The sequence below is a fragment of the Streptococcus mitis genome (assembly GCF_026782895.1).
Taxonomy (GTDB): Bacteria; Bacillota; Bacilli; order Lactobacillales; family Streptococcaceae; genus Streptococcus; species Streptococcus mitis_CB.
In genome coordinates, this window is record NZ_JAKUXJ010000004.1 from 371773 (window position 1) to 388021 (window position 16249).

General features: G+C 38.6%; 15 protein-coding genes. 11 read left to right on the top strand and 4 right to left on the bottom strand.

Annotation, left to right across the window (positions count from 1 at the left end; all coding sequences use genetic code 11):
• Nucleotides 1-2: 2 nt before the first annotated feature.
• From MK480_RS06135 to MK480_RS06165, 7 genes are all read left to right on the top strand, one after another.
• The gene (locus MK480_RS06135; RefSeq protein ID WP_084946570.1) at nt 3-932 is read left to right on the top strand and encodes a tagatose-6-phosphate kinase; all 930 of its coding nucleotides are present in this window, start codon (nt 3-5) and stop codon (nt 930-932) included.
• A 1-nt stretch (nt 933) separates the two neighbouring features.
• Nucleotides 934-1914, top strand: a complete 981-nt coding sequence (gene lacD / locus MK480_RS06140; protein WP_001229114.1) for a tagatose-bisphosphate aldolase — start codon at nt 934-936, stop codon at nt 1912-1914.
• Nucleotides 1915-2148: 234 nt separating this feature from the next.
• A complete protein-coding gene (locus MK480_RS06145; RefSeq protein ID WP_247927818.1) occupies nt 2149-2985 on the top strand; it encodes a PRD domain-containing protein in 837 nt (278 codons plus the stop codon).
• A gap of 35 nt (nt 2986-3020) precedes the next feature.
• On the top strand, nt 3021-3338 hold the full coding sequence (locus MK480_RS06150) for a PTS lactose/cellobiose transporter subunit IIA (RefSeq protein ID WP_001078320.1): 318 nt from the start codon (nt 3021-3023) through the stop codon (nt 3336-3338).
• Nucleotides 3338-5029: a lactose-specific PTS transporter subunit EIIC gene (locus MK480_RS06155; protein ID WP_084924483.1), complete on the top strand. Its 1692-nt coding sequence runs from the start codon at nt 3338-3340 to the stop codon at nt 5027-5029. Before MK480_RS06150 ends, MK480_RS06155 begins: the two co-directional genes overlap by 1 nt.
• Before the next feature lie 338 nt (nt 5030-5367).
• On the top strand, nt 5368-6774 hold the full coding sequence (gene lacG, locus MK480_RS06160) for a 6-phospho-beta-galactosidase (protein ID WP_084946568.1): 1407 nt from the start codon (nt 5368-5370) through the stop codon (nt 6772-6774).
• A 42-nt stretch (nt 6775-6816) separates the two neighbouring features.
• The gene (locus MK480_RS06165; RefSeq protein ID WP_024056886.1) at nt 6817-7074 is read left to right on the top strand and encodes a DUF3884 family protein; all 258 of its coding nucleotides are present in this window, start codon (nt 6817-6819) and stop codon (nt 7072-7074) included.
• A 104-nt stretch (nt 7075-7178) separates the two neighbouring features.
• Here MK480_RS06165 and MK480_RS06170 read toward each other — a convergent pair whose 3' ends face one another.
• From MK480_RS06170 to nrdH, 4 genes are all read right to left on the bottom strand, one after another.
• The gene (locus MK480_RS06170) at nt 7179-7946 is read right to left on the bottom strand and encodes a DeoR/GlpR family DNA-binding transcription regulator (protein ID WP_000917573.1); all 768 of its coding nucleotides are present in this window, start codon (nt 7944-7946) and stop codon (nt 7179-7181) included.
• A gap of 142 nt (nt 7947-8088) precedes the next feature.
• Nucleotides 8089-9051, bottom strand: a complete 963-nt coding sequence (gene nrdF, locus MK480_RS06175) for a class 1b ribonucleoside-diphosphate reductase subunit beta (RefSeq protein ID WP_000451386.1) — start codon at nt 9049-9051, stop codon at nt 8089-8091.
• Between the two features lie 192 nt (nt 9052-9243).
• Nucleotides 9244-11403, bottom strand: coding sequence for a class 1b ribonucleoside-diphosphate reductase subunit alpha (gene nrdE / locus MK480_RS06180; protein ID WP_049516644.1), 2160 nt, complete (start codon nt 11401-11403; stop codon nt 9244-9246).
• An 80-nt stretch (nt 11404-11483) separates the two neighbouring features.
• On the bottom strand, nt 11484-11702 hold the full coding sequence (nrdH, locus tag MK480_RS06185) for a glutaredoxin-like protein NrdH (protein WP_000259243.1): 219 nt from the start codon (nt 11700-11702) through the stop codon (nt 11484-11486).
• Between the two features lie 350 nt (nt 11703-12052).
• On the opposite strand from nrdH, the gene MK480_RS06190 reads away from it, so the two are divergent.
• The 4 genes from MK480_RS06190 to MK480_RS06205 form a co-directional block, all read left to right on the top strand.
• Entirely contained in the window at nt 12053-12316 is a 264-nt protein-coding gene (locus MK480_RS06190; protein ID WP_000146949.1) for a phosphocarrier protein HPr, read from the top strand.
• Between the two features lie 5 nt (nt 12317-12321).
• The gene (gene ptsP, locus MK480_RS06195) at nt 12322-14055 is read left to right on the top strand and encodes a phosphoenolpyruvate--protein phosphotransferase (RefSeq protein ID WP_025171156.1); all 1734 of its coding nucleotides are present in this window, start codon (nt 12322-12324) and stop codon (nt 14053-14055) included.
• Between the two features lie 132 nt (nt 14056-14187).
• Entirely contained in the window at nt 14188-14685 is a 498-nt protein-coding gene (locus tag MK480_RS06200) for a YkgJ family cysteine cluster protein (protein WP_084926376.1), read from the top strand.
• 191 nt (nt 14686-14876) lie between these two features.
• A partial coding sequence (locus tag MK480_RS06205; RefSeq protein ID WP_268707362.1) for a peptidase occupies nt 14877-16249 on the top strand: 1373 nt, incomplete at its 3' end.

Here is a 16249-nt window from a genome sequence, read left to right on the forward strand (position 1 = left end):
CTATGATTTTAACAGTCACAATGAACCCATCCATTGATATTTCCTATCCCTTGGATGAGTTGAAGATTGATACTGTCAATCGTGTGGTGGATGTAACCAAAACGGCTGGTGGTAAGGGACTCAATGTTACCCGAGTACTTTCAGAATTTGGGGATTCTGTTCTTGCTACTGGTTTAGTGGGTGGTAAACTTGGTGAGTTTTTGGTTGAACATATCGATAATCAAGTAAAGAAAGATTTCTTCTCAATTCAGGGAGAAACTCGTAACTGTATCGCTATTCTTCACGGAGACAACCAAACAGAAGTTCTTGAAAAAGGTCCTGTAGTATTGGAACAGGAAGGTCAAGACTTTTTGGAACATTTCAAAAATCTCCTAGAGTCAGTTGAAGTAGTAGCTATCTCAGGCAGTCTGCCAGCTGGCCTTCCAGTTGATTACTATGCGAGCTTGGTAGAACTTGCTAATCAAGCTGGCAAACCTGTTGTTTTGGATTGCTCTGGTGCAGCACTTCAGGCGGTTCTTGAATCACCACATAAACCAACAGTCATCAAACCAAATAATGAGGAATTATCTCAGCTTCTTGGAAGAGAAGTTTCTGAGGATTTGCATGAATTAAAAGAAGTACTTCAAGAACCTTTGTTTGCAGGTATTGAATGGATTATCGTTTCACTTGGTGCCAATGGTGCTTTTGCCAAACATGGCGATACTTTCTACAAGGTAGATATTCCTAGAATTCAGGTAGTCAACCCTGTCGGATCTGGAGATTCTACTGTAGCAGGAATTTCTTCAGGACTTCTTCACAAAGAATCGGATGCAGAATTACTCATCAAGGCAAATGTCCTTGGTATGCTCAATGCTCAAGAAAAAATGACTGGTCATATCAACATGGCCAACTATCAAGCTCTATATGATCAATTAATAGTAAAAGAGGTATAAAATGGCTTTAACAGAACAAAAACGTGCACGCTTAGAAAAACTTTCTGATGAAAATGGTATCATCTCAGCTCTTGCATTTGACCAACGCGGTGCTTTGAAACGCCTCATGGCTCAACACCAAACAGAAGAACCAACAGTGGCTCAAATGGAAGAACTTAAAGTTTTGGTAGCGGATGAATTGACTAAATACGCTTCATCTATGCTTCTTGATCCTGAATATGGACTTCCAGCAACAAAAGCTCTTGATGAAAAAGCTGGTCTCCTTCTTGCTTATGAAAAAACAGGTTATGATACAACAAGCACAAAACGCTTGCCAGACTGCTTGGATGTTTGGTCTGCAAAACGTATTAAAGAAGAAGGTGCAGATGCAGTTAAATTCTTGCTTTACTATGATGTAGATAGCTCAGACGAACTTAACCAAGAAAAACAAGCTTACATCGAACGTATCGGTTCTGAGTGTGTGGCTGAAGATATCCCATTCTTCCTTGAAATTCTTGCTTACGATGAAAAAATTGCTGACGCAGGTTCTGTAGAATACGCGAAAGTAAAACCACACAAAGTTATCGGTGCTATGAAAGTCTTTTCAGACCCACGCTTTAACATTGATGTCTTGAAAGTAGAAGTTCCTGTTAACATTAAATATGTTGAAGGCTTCGCTGAAGGTGAAGTGGTTTATACACGTGAAGAAGCAGCAGCCTTCTTCAAAGCACAAGATGAAGCAACTAACTTGCCATACATCTACTTGAGTGCTGGTGTATCAGCTAAACTCTTCCAAGATACTCTTGTATTTGCCCATGAATCAGGTGCAAACTTTAACGGAGTTCTTTGTGGCCGTGCAACTTGGGCTGGATCAGTTGAAGCTTACATCAAAGATGGTGAAGCAGCAGCTCGCGAATGGCTACGCACAACTGGTTTTGAAAACATTGACGAACTCAATAAAGTTCTTCAAACAACAGCAACTTCATGGAAAGAGCGCGTATAAGCAAGTCCTCCTAGGTTAGGAACATGAATCTAAAAAAATTTTAAAAAAAGTTTCATGTAAAGGTTTACAAAACAACCTACTTGTGCTATACTTAAATCACAAGTTAATACAAGGTGAGTGTTACTAAGTAATATTAGGCATGATCACAGGTGAATTAGAAATCAGATGATTTTCTAGTTCATTTGTGGTCATTTTTTATACTCATATACCTTTAAAATATAAAAGGAGGTTGACATGTATCGAATTCTAAATCCAATAAATCACAATGTTTCGCTTGTCAGGCATGATAAAGGAGAAGAAGTGATTGTGATTGGTAAGGGGATTGCATTTGGAAAGAAGAAGGGAGATTTGATTTCTGAACATCAGGTTGAGAAAATCTTTCGGATGAAGACCGAAGAGTCAAGAGAAAACTTTATGGCTCTCCTCAAAGATGTTCCGCTTGATTTTATCACAGTGACCTATGAAATCATTGATAAGCTATCAAAGAAATATCATTATCCGATTCAAGAGTATCTCTACGTAACCTTGACAGATCATATTTACTGTTCTTACCAAGCTCTAGCACAAGGAAGGTACAAGGATAGTAATCTGCCAGATATTTCCACTAAGTATCCTGTCGCTTTTCAAATCGCAAATGAAGCATTTGAAATTTACCGTCAGAAGTTAGCGGATCATTTTCCTGAGGACGAAATTATTCGGATTGCTTATCATTTCATTAATGCCGAAGGTGAAAATGAAGTGGAACTTGTGGAGTCGATTGATAAGAGGAAAGAAATTCTCAGGAATGTTGAAGAAGTTTTAACGGACTATGCAATTCAACGAACCAAAGAGAATAATCATTTCTATGATCGTTTTATGATACATTTGAATTATTTCTTGGATTATTTAGACAGATCTAGAGATGATAACCAATCACTTCTGGATATGGAAGATCATATTAAACAATCCTATCCAAAAGCGTTCGAGATTGGTTCCAAGATCTATGATGTGATTACGCAACATACGGGTCTTGATTTGTATAAAAGTGAACGAGTTTATCTAGTTCTACATATCCAACGTTTATTGTCATAAAAATTTAATTAAAAATACCTAAGGAGAATTCTATCATGAATAGAGAAGAAGTAACATTGTTAGGTTTTGAAATCGTAGCCTATGCTGGCGATGCTCGTTCAAAACTATTGGAAGCCTTGAAAGCTGCTGAAGCTGGCGATTTTGCGAAAGCAGATAGCTTAGTCGAGGAAGCTGGTTCTTGCATTGCAGAGGCTCACCACGCGCAAACAAGTCTATTGGCTAAGGAAGCTTCAGGTGAGGACTTAGCCTATAGTGTAACCATGATGCATGGCCAAGACCACTTGATGACAACTATCTTATTAAAAGATTTGATGCACCATTTAATTGAACTCTACAAGAGAGGAGTTAAGTAATGAATAAATTAATTGCATTTATTGAGAAAGGAAAGCCTTTCTTTGAGAAACTATCTCGTAATATCTACCTTCGTGCCATTCGTGATGGTTTCATTGCAGGTATGCCTGTTATTCTCTTCTCAAGTATCTTTATCTTGATTGCCTTTGTACCAAACTCATGGGGCTTTAAATGGTCTGATGAAGTTGTAGCCTTTCTGATGAAACCTTATAGCTATTCTATGGGTATTCTGGCTCTCTTGGTAGCTGGTACAACAGCTAAGTCATTGACTGACTCAGTAAACCGTAGCATGGAGAAAACCAATCAAATCAACTATATGTCAACACTGTTAGCAGCGATTGTTGGTTTGTTGATGTTAGCAGCTGATCCTATCGAAAATGGTCTAGCTACTGGATTCTTGGGGACAAAAGGTTTGCTTTCAGCCTTCCTTGCTGCCTTTGTTACCGTAGCTATCTATAAGATTTGTGTTAAGAACAATGTCACTATTCGCATGCCTGACGAAGTTCCACCAAATATCTCACAAGTCTTTAAAGATGTGATTCCATTCACTCTCTCAGTTGTTTCACTTTATGCTCTTGATTTACTAGCTCGTCATTTTGTTGGTGCTAGTGTAGCAGAATCAATCGGTAAATTCTTTGCACCATTATTCTCTGCTGCTGATGGTTATCTAGGTATCACCATTATCTTTGGTGCCTTTGCCTTCTTCTGGTTTGTTGGTATCCATGGTCCATCTATCGTTGAGCCTGCTATCGCAGCTATTACATATGCAAATGCCGAAGTAAACTTGAACCTTCTCCAACAAGGTATGCACGCTGACAAGATTCTTACTTCTGGTACACAAATGTTTATCGTTACCATGGGTGGTACTGGTGCGACACTGGTTGTTCCATTCATGTTCATGTGGTTAACAAAATCAAAACGTAACCGAGCAATCGGTCGTGCTTCAGTAGTTCCAACTTTCTTTGGTGTAAACGAACCAATCTTGTTTGGTGCACCTCTTGTATTGAACCCAATCTTCTTCATTCCATTTATCTTTGCTCCAATCGCGAACGTTTGGATCTTCAAATTCTTTATTGAAACACTTGGAATGAATTCATTTACTGCTAATCTACCATGGACAACCCCAGCTCCACTAGGTCTAGTTCTTGGTACTAATTTCCAAGTTCTATCATTCATTCTTGCTGTCCTTCTAATTGTGGTTGACGTAGTCATTTATTATCCATTCCTTAAGGTCTATGATGAACAAATTCTAGAAGAAGAGCGTTCAGGTAAGTCTAATGATGAATTGAAAGAAAAAGTTGCTGCAAACTTCAACACTGCGAAAGCAGATGCTATTCTTGAAAAAGCAGGTGTAGAAGCAGCTCAAAATACAATTACAAAAGAAACAAATGTCTTAGTTCTTTGTGCTGGTGGAGGTACAAGTGGTCTCCTTGCAAATGCTTTGAATAAGGCAGCTGCAGAATACAATGTTCCTGTGAAAGCAGCAGCAGGTGGCTATGGTGCTCACCGTGAAATGTTACCAGAGTTTGATCTAGTTATCCTTGCCCCTCAAGTTGCTTCAAACTTTGAAGATATGAAGGCAGAAACAGATAAACTCGGTATTAAACTTGCCAAGACAGAAGGTGCTCAATACATCAAATTAACCCGTGATGGAAAAGGTGCTCTTGCATTTGTACAAGCTCAATTCGATTAACGATAGGGACTGTGAAACAGTCTCCTCTTGTTACGGAAATCGCTATGGCGAATTTCCTAATCGCCTTGTTAATTCGTTGGTAAAAAGATATCGTTTTTACCTCCTCATGTCACAATTCGATTAAGGCTAGGGACTCTGAAATAGTCTCCTATCGTTGCGGAAATCGCTATGGCGAATTTCCTAATCGCCTTATTAATTCGTCGGTAAAAAGATATCGTTTTTACCTCCTCATGTCACAATTCGGTGACTTGGTACAAGAAGTGAGATGGAGAAGGATGGCTCACTGACTCCTCTCCTCTCACTTTTACTTTATTTAAATCAAGAAATAGGTGAAAAAAATGACAAAAACATTACCAAAAGACTTTATTTTCGGTGGCGCAACTGCTGCTTATCAAGCAGAAGGCGCTACACATACTGATGGAAAAGGACCAGTTGCTTGGGATAAATATCTTGAAGATAACTACTGGTACACTGCGGAGCCAGCTAGTGATTTTTACAATCGATATCCAGTTGACCTCGAGCTAGCAGAAGAGTATGGTGTCAATGGCATTCGAATTTCCATTGCCTGGTCACGTATTTTCCCGACTGGTTATGGTCAAGTAAATCAGAAAGGTGTCGAGTTTTATCATAATTTATTTGCTGAGTGTCACAAACGTCACGTTGAGCCTTTTGTAACTCTTCATCACTTTGACACGCCAGAAGCTCTCCACTCAAATGGAGACTTCTTAAATCGTGAAAATATTGAACACTTTGTAGACTACGCTGCCTTCTGTTTTGAAGAATTTCCAGAAGTAAACTATTGGACAACCTTCAATGAAATTGGACCAATCGGTGATGGTCAATACTTGGTTGGTAAATTCCCTCCAGGTATTCAGTACGATCTTGCCAAAGTCTTCCAATCGCACCACAATATGATGGTGTCTCATGCACGCGCGGTAAAATTGTATAAAGAGAAAGGTTATAAAGGGGAAATTGGGGTTGTTCATGCTCTGCCTACTAAGTATCCTCTAGATCCTGAAAATCCTGCAGATGTTATTGCGGCAGAGTTGGAGGACATTATCCATAATAAATTTATCTTGGATGCAACTTATCTGGGTCACTACTCTGAAAAGACCCTGGCAGGGGTAGAGGCTATCTTGGCTGCCAATGGTGGTAGCTTAGATCTTCGTGAAGAAGATTTCGAAGTATTAGAATCCGCAAAAGACTTGAATGACTTCCTTGGAATTAATTACTATATGAGTGACTGGATGGAAGCCTTTGATGGAGAAACTGAAATCATCCATAATGGTAAGGGTGAAAAAGGAAGCTCTAAATACCAAATCAAAGGTGTTGGTCGTCGTGTAGCTCCTGATTATGTGCCACGTACGGACTGGGATTGGATTATCTACCCTCAAGGTTTGTATGACCAAATCATGCGCGTGAAGAAAGATTATCCTAACTATAAGAAAATCTACATCACTGAAAATGGACTTGGTTATAAAGATGAGTTCGTTGATAACACTGTTTACGATGATGGCCGTATTGATTATGTCAAACAACACTTGGAAGTATTATCTGATGCGATTGCAGATGGAGCGAATGTAAAAGGTTACTTCATTTGGTCATTAATGGATGTCTTCTCATGGTCAAATGGATATGAGAAACGTTACGGTCTCTTTTATGTAGACTTTGAAACTCAAGAACGTTACCCTAAGAAATCAGCTCACTGGTACAAGAAAGTAGCAGAAACTCAAGTGATTGAGTAGTAGAATGAGTAATTAAATATAGAATTTTAGTGAGGAAAAAAGATGTTCAAAGATTTAATCCAATCTATTTATGAAAAAGTTTATATTATCAATTTCGAAAAATGCTCTCAAACACCGTGTTTGACGAATGAAGAATTGAAAAGTCTCGGAAAATGGTATGTCTCGACTGGTAAAGAATGGATTTGTCATTCAGATTATGAGCTGGAAGAATTTAAAAATCTGTTTTTAAATTTTATCAATCCTGAAGAATGGGATAATATCTCCTTTGATTCAGATTTTATGCCGTTTCAACAATCATAAAGAATCTAGGAAACTCTTTGTAAAAATCTTCATCAAAAAATGCGTCATATCAAGATTCTTATTTTCTTGATATGACGCATTTTATATTTTATCAATCCTCAGTTTTATGGTTTAGAAAGAATAATTTTTGTTTGTTTTGAAAGTTGTTCGAAGGTTTCTTTGCTCAGTTTAGAATCTGAAACGATGGTATCAATATCTGAGATATTGTAGAAGGTGTAAAAATCAAACTTATTGAACTTACTATTGTCAGCTAGTAAGTATTTTTTATTGGAATTATTGAGGGCGATGCGTTGGGATTCACCTTCTTCTTCACTAAAGGTCGCAATCGCATTGTCCTTGATACCATTACAGCTCACGAAAGCTTTAGAAAATTGTAGATTGGCCAAATTCTGTAAGGTTAGTGTTCCCACAAATGCTCCAGTGATAGAGCGATAGTTTCCACCGATTAAAATCAAATCTGTTAGTTTTCGTTCGTTTAGGATGAGAAAGACTGGTAAACTGTTTGTTACAACACGAATATTATCGATTGGAAGTTCACGGGCAAAAGATTCCAAGGTTGTACCTGGGCCGATAAAAATAGTTTCCCCTTCATCGATTAAATGGCCTGCAAAACGGCTAATTTCTTGTTTTTCTGCGATTTGTAAGCTTTGTTTTTCAATATTGGAACGTTCATTGTTTAAAATGGAACCTGTGCGAATTTTTTCAGCACCACCGTGCACACGAACAAGTAAATCCTTGTCAGCCAACTCTTGTAAATAGCGTCTAGCAGTCATATCTGACACATCCAGGCGAGTCATGATTTCTTTTACAGTAATAGTTCCCTTTGTATTTACCGTTTCTAGAATATTATCTAGTTTTTCCTGCTTTAGCATCGTTATCACCTCTATTTCTATTACTATTTTATCATAAAGTATTCAATCAATCAATTTAAAAAACAAAAGAAAACAAAAACAAAAATATCATGGTTGTTTTAAACAAACCATGATATTTGTTATCAATTCTGAAATTGTTGACTTAGTCTAAACCGTAGTTGTAGTCATCGTCTTGCATGGCTTCAACTTCACCAAGAAGGTAACCATTTCCGACTTGAGAGAAGAAGTCGTGGTTAGAAGTTCCTGTTGAAATACCGTTCATGACAATTGGGTTGACATCATCTGCTGAATCTGGGAAGAGTGGATCTTGTCCCAGGTTCATGAGTGCCTTGTTGGCATTGTAGCGAAGGAAGGTTTTGACTTCTTCCGTCCAACCAACACCGTCATAGAGACTTTCTGTGTAGCCTTCTTCATTCTCGTAAAGAGTATAGAGCAGGTCGTACATCCATTCTTTGAGCTTTTCTTGCTCTTCTTCAGGTAATTCATTGAAACCGAGTTGGAATTTATAACCAATGTAGGTTCCGTGAACTGACTCATCACGAATAATTAATTTAATGATTTCAGCGACGTTGGCTAGTTTGTTGTTACCAAGATAGTAGAGGGGAGTGAAGAAACCAGAGTAGAAGAGGAAGGTTTCGAGGAAGACACTGGCAACTTTCTTTTCAAGTGGGCTACCGTTTAGGTAAATTTCGTTGACAATCTCAGCCTTCTTTTGTAGGTAAGGATTGGTATTGGTCCATTCGAAAATTTCTTCAATCTCAGCCTTGGTATTCAAGGTAGAAAAGATTGATGAATAAGATTTTGCGTGGACAGATTCCATAAATTGGATGTTATTGAAAACAGCTTCCTCATGTGGTGTACGGATGTCTGCTCGAAGGGCTTGAACCCCAGTTTCAGATTGCATAGTATCGAGAAGGGTTAAACCACCAAAGACTTTTCCAACCAAGTCTTTTTCTACATTTGATAGCTTTCTCCAGTCATCCAAGTCATTTGACAAGGGAATACGTGTATCGAGCCAGAATTGCTCCGTCAGCTTTTCCCAAGTTGATTTGTCGATGACATCTTCGATGGCATTCCAGTTAATGGCTTTGTAGTAAGTTTCCATTTGAAATCTCTTTCTGTGTTTAGTATTGCGAACTCACAATTATTTCTATTTTATCATAATTCTAGAAGAGTATCGCACAAAAAGTCGGAAGCCCGACTTTTTGCTATTTCATAGTATAGATGCTTATTCCAATTTAGTTTAGCAGGGTGAATAAATACTTATCTGAGAAAATGTAGTTTCCTCAAACAAAAATTAGATCACACAGCTTTCACATTGGTTGGCACCGACTTCTCCACCATCATCTGTAAAGGTACGGACGTAGTAGATAGACTTGATACCCTTGTTAAAGGCATAGTTACGAAGGATAGACAAGTCACGTGTCGTTTGTTTGTTTTCTTTCTTCCATTCGTAAAGACCTTTTGGAATGTCACTACGCATGAAGAGGGTGAGTGAAAGTCCTTGGTCCACGTGCTCAGTCGCAGCAGCGTAAACATCAATCACCTTACGCATATCCATGTCGTAGGCAGAAGTGTAGTAAGGAATGGTTTCTGTTGACAAACCAGCAGCAGGATAGTAGATTTTACCGATTTTCTTCTCTTGACGTTCTTCGATACGTTGCGTAATCGGGTGGATAGAAGCAGAAACGTCGTTGATGTAACTGATAGAACCATTTGGCGCTACAGCAAGGCGGTTTTGGTGGTAAAGACCATCTGCTTGAACCTTGTCGCGAAGTTCAGCCCAGTCAGCAGCACTTGGGATAAAGACATCTTTGAAGAGTTCTTTAACACGGTCTGATTTTGGAACAAACTCGCCAGTCACATACTTGTCAAAGTAGCTTCCGTTAGCATAGTCTGATTTTTCAAAGTTGTGGAAGGTGATACCACGTTCACGCGCGATATTGTTTGATTCTACCAAGGTCCAGTAGTTCATGAGCATGAAGTAGATGCTTGTAAATTCAACAGACTCAGGCGATCCATATTCAATCAATTGTTGGGCAAGGTAGCTGTGAAGTCCCATGGCACCGAGACCAAAGGTGTGGGCTTGGCTATTTCCATGGTCGATAGTAGGAACAGCTACGATGTGCGAACTATCTGTAACGAAAGTAAGGGCACGAACCATAGCACGGATAGAACGACCAAAATCAGGTGAGGTCATCATGTTGACCACGTTGGTTGAACCAAGGTTACATGAAACATCTGTTCCCATTTGAAGGAATTCTTGAGCATCGTTGATCAAGCTTGGTTCTTGAACTTGAAGAATCTCAGAACACAAGTTACTCATGATAATCTTACCATCAACAGGATTTGCACGGTTAGCCGTATCAATGTTGACAACATAAGGGTAGCCAGACTCTTGTTGCAATTTAGAAATTTCAGTTTCCAAATCACGCGCCTTGATTTTTGTCTTGCGGATATTTGGATTTGCGACTAGTTCATCGTATTTTTCAGTGATGTCGATGTAGTTAAATGGCACACCGTATTCAAGCTCTACTGAGTATGGGCTGAAGAGATACATTTCTTCATTTTTACGAGCCAATTCGTAGAATTTATCGGGCACCACAACACCAAGTGAAAGGGTCTTAACACGAACTTTTTCATCGGCGTTTTCTTTCTTAGTTGAAAGGAAGGCGATAATATCTGGGTGGAAGACGTTGAGGTAGACAACACCAGCACCCTGACGTTGACCCAATTGGTTTGAGTAAGAGAAGCTATCTTCAAAAAGCTTCATAACTGGAACGACGCCAGAAGCAGCTCCTTCATAGCCTTTAATAGGTGCGCCAGCTTCACGAAGGTTGCTGAGGGTAATTCCCACACCACCACCAATACGTGAAAGTTGAAGAGCTGAGTTGATAGAACGTCCGATAGAGTTCATATCATCAGTTACTTGGATCAGGAAGCAAGATACTAACTCCCCACGGCGAGCACGTCCAGCATTCAAGAAGGAAGGAGTAGCAGGTTGGTAGCGTTGGTGGATGATTTCATTGGCAATATCGATTGCAACAGCTTCATCACCATCAGCGAAATAAAGGGCGTTAAAGAAGACGCGGTCTTCCATACTTTCAAGATAATATTCACCGTCGTTTGTCTTCAAGGCATATTGATTGTAAAACTTATAGGCAGCCATGAAAGACTTGAATTGGAAATTTTGTTCTTTGATAAATTGAGACAATTCTTCCAAAAATTCTGGACGGTATTTCTTGATAAAGGCTGTTTCGATGTAGTTGTGTTCAATGAGGTAGTTGATTTTATCCTTGATTGAATCAAAAACCATAGTGTTTGGAACTACATTTTCTTTAAAGAAAGCATCCAAGGCTTCCTTATCTTTATGAAGCATGATTTGTCCATTGACAGGACGGTTGATTTCGTTATTGAGACGGAAGTAAGTCACGTCCTCAAGATGTTTTAATCCCATAAAATTTCCCTTATCTAATTACAAAAGAAAGGCTTCTAAGTTAGCCCTAGAAGCAGTTTCTTCTGGATGATGTACTAAGATTATGCTAATTGTTTCAATTTTCCTGGTTGGAAACCTGAAAAGACTTCAGTTGGTGTTTGGATAACAGGAGCTGCGCTGAAACCGAGCTCTTTAACTTGATCGATGTACTCAGGTTGCTCATCAAGATTGATTTCTTTATATTCAACGTTATTACTGTCCAAGAAACGTTTGGTCATCTTGCATTGGACACAGTTATTTTTAGAATAAACGGTTACCATTGTGTAACTCCTCTTTCAAAATAGATTACTTTCTTAGTATATCAGAAAATAAATTTTTGTCAATGATTTAAAACTAAATATAGTGGTCTATTTTTCTACTCAAGCCCACAAAACACAATATGTAGTGTTTGATTTGTGAAAAGATGATAATTATCCTATAAGTTGTTTTTTGAAAAACTATATCCTGTGTTTTGTTATCTAGAATAGAAGATTTTCAGCAAGTTATCTGAAAGGAAATCGAATAAATCCCATAAAATGCTTGAAAAAAATCCTAGAAGATGATATAATACCAAATTGTAAGGGTTATCACATATAACTCAAAAAAGAAAGAACAAAAGGAGAGTCAAACTATGGCTTCTAAAGATTTCCACGTAGTGGCAGAAACAGGTATTCACGCACGTCCAGCAACATTGTTGGTACAAACTGCTAGCAAATTTGCTTCAGATATCACTCTTGAGTACAAAGGTAAATCAGTTAACCTTAAATCAATCATGGGTGTTATGAGTCTTGGTGTTGGCCAAGGTGCTGACGTAACTATCTCAGCTGAAGGTGCAGATGCAGATGATGCTATCGTCGCAATCTCAGAAACAATGGAAAAAGAAGGATTGGCATAAGGAAGATGACAGAAATGCTTAAAGGAATCGCAGCATCTGACGGTGTTGCCGTTGCAAAAGCATATCTACTCGTTCAACCGGATTTGTCATTCGATACTGTTTCAGTCGAAGATACAAACGCAGAAGAGGCTCGTTTGGATGTTGCTCTTGAAGCTTCTCAAAACGAGCTTTCTCTTATCCGTGAGAAAGCTGTAGGTACGCTTGGTGAAGAAGCGGCTCAAGTTTTTGACGCTCATTTGATGGTTCTTGCTGACCCAGAATTGATTGGTCAGATTAAAGAAACAATTCGCGCTAAGAAAGTCAATGCTGAAGCAGGTCTTAAAGAAGTGACTGACATGTTCATCACTATCTTTGAAGGCATGGAAGACAACCCATATATGCAAGAACGTGCAGCGGATATCCGCGACGTGACAAAACGTGTATTGGCAAATCTTCTTGGTAAAAAATTGCCAAATCCAGCTTCTATCAATGAAGAAGTAATTGTGATTGCGCATGACTTGACACCATCTGATACAGCTCAATTGGACAAAAACTTTGTAAAAGCTTTTGTAACAAACATCGGTGGACGTACAAGCCACTCAGCTATCATGGCACGTACACTTGAAATTGCAGCTGTATTGGGAACAAATAACATCACTGAAGTAGTGAAAGACGGTGATATCCTTGCCGTTAACGGAATCACTGGTGAAGTGATTATCAACCCAACAGATGAACAAGCAGCAGAATTTAAAGCAGCTGGTGAAGCTTATGCTAAACAAAAAGCTGAATGGGCACTTTTGAAAGATGCTCAAACAGTGACTGCTGACGGTAAACACTTCGAGTTGGCTGCTAACATCGGTACTCCAAAAGACGTTGAAGGTGTTAACAACAACGGTGCAGAAGCTGTTGGACTTTACCGTACAGAGTTCTTGTACATGGATTCTCAAGACTTCCCAACAGAAGATGAGCAGTATGAAGCATACAAGGCTGTTCTTGAAGGAATGAATGGTAAACCAGTTGTCGTTCGTACAATGGATATCGGTGGAGATAAGGAACTTCCTTACTTCGATATGCCACACGAAATGAACCCATTCCTTGGATTCCGTGCCCTTCGTATCTCTATTTCTGAAACTGGAGATGCAATGTTCCGTACACAAATCCGTGCCCTTCTTCGTGCTTCTGTTCATGGTCAATTGCGTATCATGTTCCCAATGGTTGCCCTATTGAAAGAATTCCGTGCAGCTAAAGCAGTCTTTGATGAAGAAAAAGCGAACCTTCTTGCTGAAGGAGTTGCAGTTGCGGATGATATCCAAGTTGGTATCATGATTGAAATTCCTGCAGCAGCGATGCTTGCAGACCAATTTGCTAAAGAAGTTGACTTCTTCTCAATTGGTACAAACGACTTGATCCAATACACAATGGCAGCAGACCGTATGAACGAGCAAGTTTCATACCTTTACCAACCATATAACCCATCAATCCTTCGCTTGATCAACAACGTTATCAAGGCAGCTCACGCTGAAGGTAAATGGGCTGGTATGTGTGGTGAGATGGCTGGCGATCAAAAAGCTGTTCCACTTCTTGTCGGAATGGGCTTGGATGAATTCTCTATGTCAGCAACATCGGTCCTTCGTACACGTAGCTTGATGAAAAAATTGGACACTGCTAAGATGGAAGAGTACGCTAACCGTGCCCTTACAGAGTGTTCAACAATGGAAGAAGTTCTTGAACTTCAAAAAGAATACGTTAACTTCGATTAATGTCATTAACCTTGTAACTTAGTTGCAAGGTTTTTTGACGCATTTTGGGAAAGTATAGTCTTGTAAAGTCCACTTTTCAATGATGAAGAGGCATGATATAATAGGAGAAACAAATAGAATAAGAGAGAAATCATGTCTAAAGAAATTGATATTGAGTATTACCACCAGCTAGCCTTGCAAAAGCAAAAGGAGCACCGTAAAATTTTAGCCAATTTAAAGAAAAAACCACCAAAAAATCTGGATAAGATAGCCCAACAGATTCATCAAGAAGTCTTTGCAGAGATTGATTGTACCGCCTGTGCTAACTGTTGCAAGACATTGGGACCTGACTTCAAGGAAGCAGACATCACTCGTATTGCTAAGTACTTTAAGATGAAATTACCAGCTTTTGAAGCGGAGTTTCTGCAGGTAGATGAAGATGGTGATAAGGTTTTTAAATCCATGCCTTGTCCCTTTCTAGGAGGAGATAATCTCTGTTCCATCTATGAAGTTCGTCCAAAGGCCTGTCGAGAGTTTCCCCATACGGACCGTAAAAAAATCCATCAAATCAACCATTTGACGATTAAGAATACTTTGACCTGTCCAGCAGCCTATCTCTTTGTTGAAAAGTTAAAAGAAAAAATCGAATGAAGGAATCTTTATTCAATTTTTTATGTACTTTATTAATTATTTTCCTTCCCCAAATAACATGTAATATTGTTAAACTTATTAAATGATTGTTTGTGAATTAAGCGTTTATATGGTATAATGTTTGTAGAAATGTTATTAATATATGGGATTTTGCTAATGCATGATTCCTTCCATTTAAGGGGAAAAACTGTATGAAAAAACTTACTAAGTTTGGCATCATTACAATGTCTGTCTTTGCTCTAAATTTAGTTTCTCAGTCAGTAGTTCAAGCTGAAGGAACTAATAGCGAACCAGCAAATGTTTCAGAGACACTAGGTATTACTAATTCAACTGATGCTGAGAACACTTCTTCAGTAGACAATAGGGTTGCACCAGACCCTACTAGTGTCACCTCACGAAAATCAGACGAACCAGATGGTAGCAATATCATTGATGAAGGCGGTTACGTCAATGTTGAAGGGCTTCCAGCACATTTTAGTGAAGATGGTAAAAGTGTCGTCTACAATTACACCGTAGCCTTTAAAGGAATGCACTCAAGTACTCATGGCGAAACAGTCGAAGGCGTTCGTGTTCGTATACCAGAAATAGTTGGTTCTAAAGTTGATTTCACTTTGATCGGAACACGTGATGCTAATGAAAATCCTGTAGATGTCAATGTTCCTATGAAAGAGTTTTCGTATAATAAAGATATGGAATCAACTGATGGAAAGGAGATTGTTCCAACTGCAGAAGAACTAGCGGCTGGTAAGAAACCTTCCATTGTTAATATGAATGATTATTATGACAGTGAACGTGAATCTTTCAATGATAAAGTTAATATATATGCTGTTAGTTCACAAACATTGAGATCAACTGCTTTTCGTGTATCTGTGACCGTACCCTTGGAGGAAGCTAAGAAGATCAAGTACTTACCAATTGACGCTAGATTTGGTTGGAAATGTTCTTCTGAAAGTAGGCTTGGTTCATATGAAGAAGGTTGCCAAATTCTAGAAGATTATCCTCAAACTCGCCCATATTATAAAGACAGTAATGGAAAAAATACTTATGGTGCTCTAGCTAATCCAAGCTTAGTAGATGATACTTATGTTCAGAATGATCATCTAATTAGGTCAGTTTCAAACCAAAATACTTATATCACACCAAATAACGGTGACTGGAAAACTATTCCTCATGATGTTAATATTAATCCTGAGACCTTCTTTAATTATGTTAAAATTTTTAACTCGAAATACAATCCTTCTGTTAAATATTATGCTTCAGAATTTGAAGATATGGCTGATCAGGATGTTTCTACGCTTCATTATGGAGATGTAGTGGTAGACTATGTGATTAAAGGAACAAATCAATCTATTAAGGAGACTTATAAAGACACACCATTAACTTCTATTTATGGATCTGACGGAAATCTTGTGACTTATAATGCTGCTGAAAACGCAGATGAGCGTCCGTCTTCTATCACTGTAGATGGTAAAAAATACAATCTAGTTGGTGTTTCTTCAACATCTGCACCTGAAACAGGTCAGTTAAAAGAAGGTACAACTCATGTTATCTATGAGTATGAGAA

Bases quoted from the DNA above. Each gene is read 5' to 3' on its own strand.
- MK480_RS06135 (WP_084946570.1), top strand. From the start codon at position 3: ATGATTTTAACAGTCACAATGAACCCATCCATTGATATTTCCTATCCC.
- lacD (WP_001229114.1), top strand. From the start codon at position 934: ATGGCTTTAACAGAACAAAAACGTGCACGCTTAGAAAAACTTTCTGAT.
- MK480_RS06145 (WP_247927818.1), top strand. From the start codon at position 2,149: ATGTATCGAATTCTAAATCCAATAAATCACAATGTTTCGCTTGTCAGG.
- MK480_RS06150 (WP_001078320.1), top strand. From the start codon at position 3,021: ATGAATAGAGAAGAAGTAACATTGTTAGGTTTTGAAATCGTAGCCTAT.
- MK480_RS06155 (WP_084924483.1), top strand. From the start codon at position 3,338: ATGAATAAATTAATTGCATTTATTGAGAAAGGAAAGCCTTTCTTTGAG.
- lacG (WP_084946568.1), top strand. From the start codon at position 5,368: ATGACAAAAACATTACCAAAAGACTTTATTTTCGGTGGCGCAACTGCT.
- MK480_RS06165 (WP_024056886.1), top strand. From the start codon at position 6,817: ATGTTCAAAGATTTAATCCAATCTATTTATGAAAAAGTTTATATTATC.
- MK480_RS06170 (WP_000917573.1), bottom strand. From the start codon at position 7,946: ATGCTAAAGCAGGAAAAACTAGATAATATTCTAGAAACGGTAAATACA.
- nrdF (WP_000451386.1), bottom strand. From the start codon at position 9,051: ATGGAAACTTACTACAAAGCCATTAACTGGAATGCCATCGAAGATGTC.
- nrdE (WP_049516644.1), bottom strand. From the start codon at position 11,403: ATGGGATTAAAACATCTTGAGGACGTGACTTACTTCCGTCTCAATAAC.
- nrdH (WP_000259243.1), bottom strand. From the start codon at position 11,702: ATGGTAACCGTTTATTCTAAAAATAACTGTGTCCAATGCAAGATGACC.
- MK480_RS06190 (WP_000146949.1), top strand. From the start codon at position 12,053: ATGGCTTCTAAAGATTTCCACGTAGTGGCAGAAACAGGTATTCACGCA.
- ptsP (WP_025171156.1), top strand. From the start codon at position 12,322: ATGACAGAAATGCTTAAAGGAATCGCAGCATCTGACGGTGTTGCCGTT.
- MK480_RS06200 (WP_084926376.1), top strand. From the start codon at position 14,188: ATGTCTAAAGAAATTGATATTGAGTATTACCACCAGCTAGCCTTGCAA.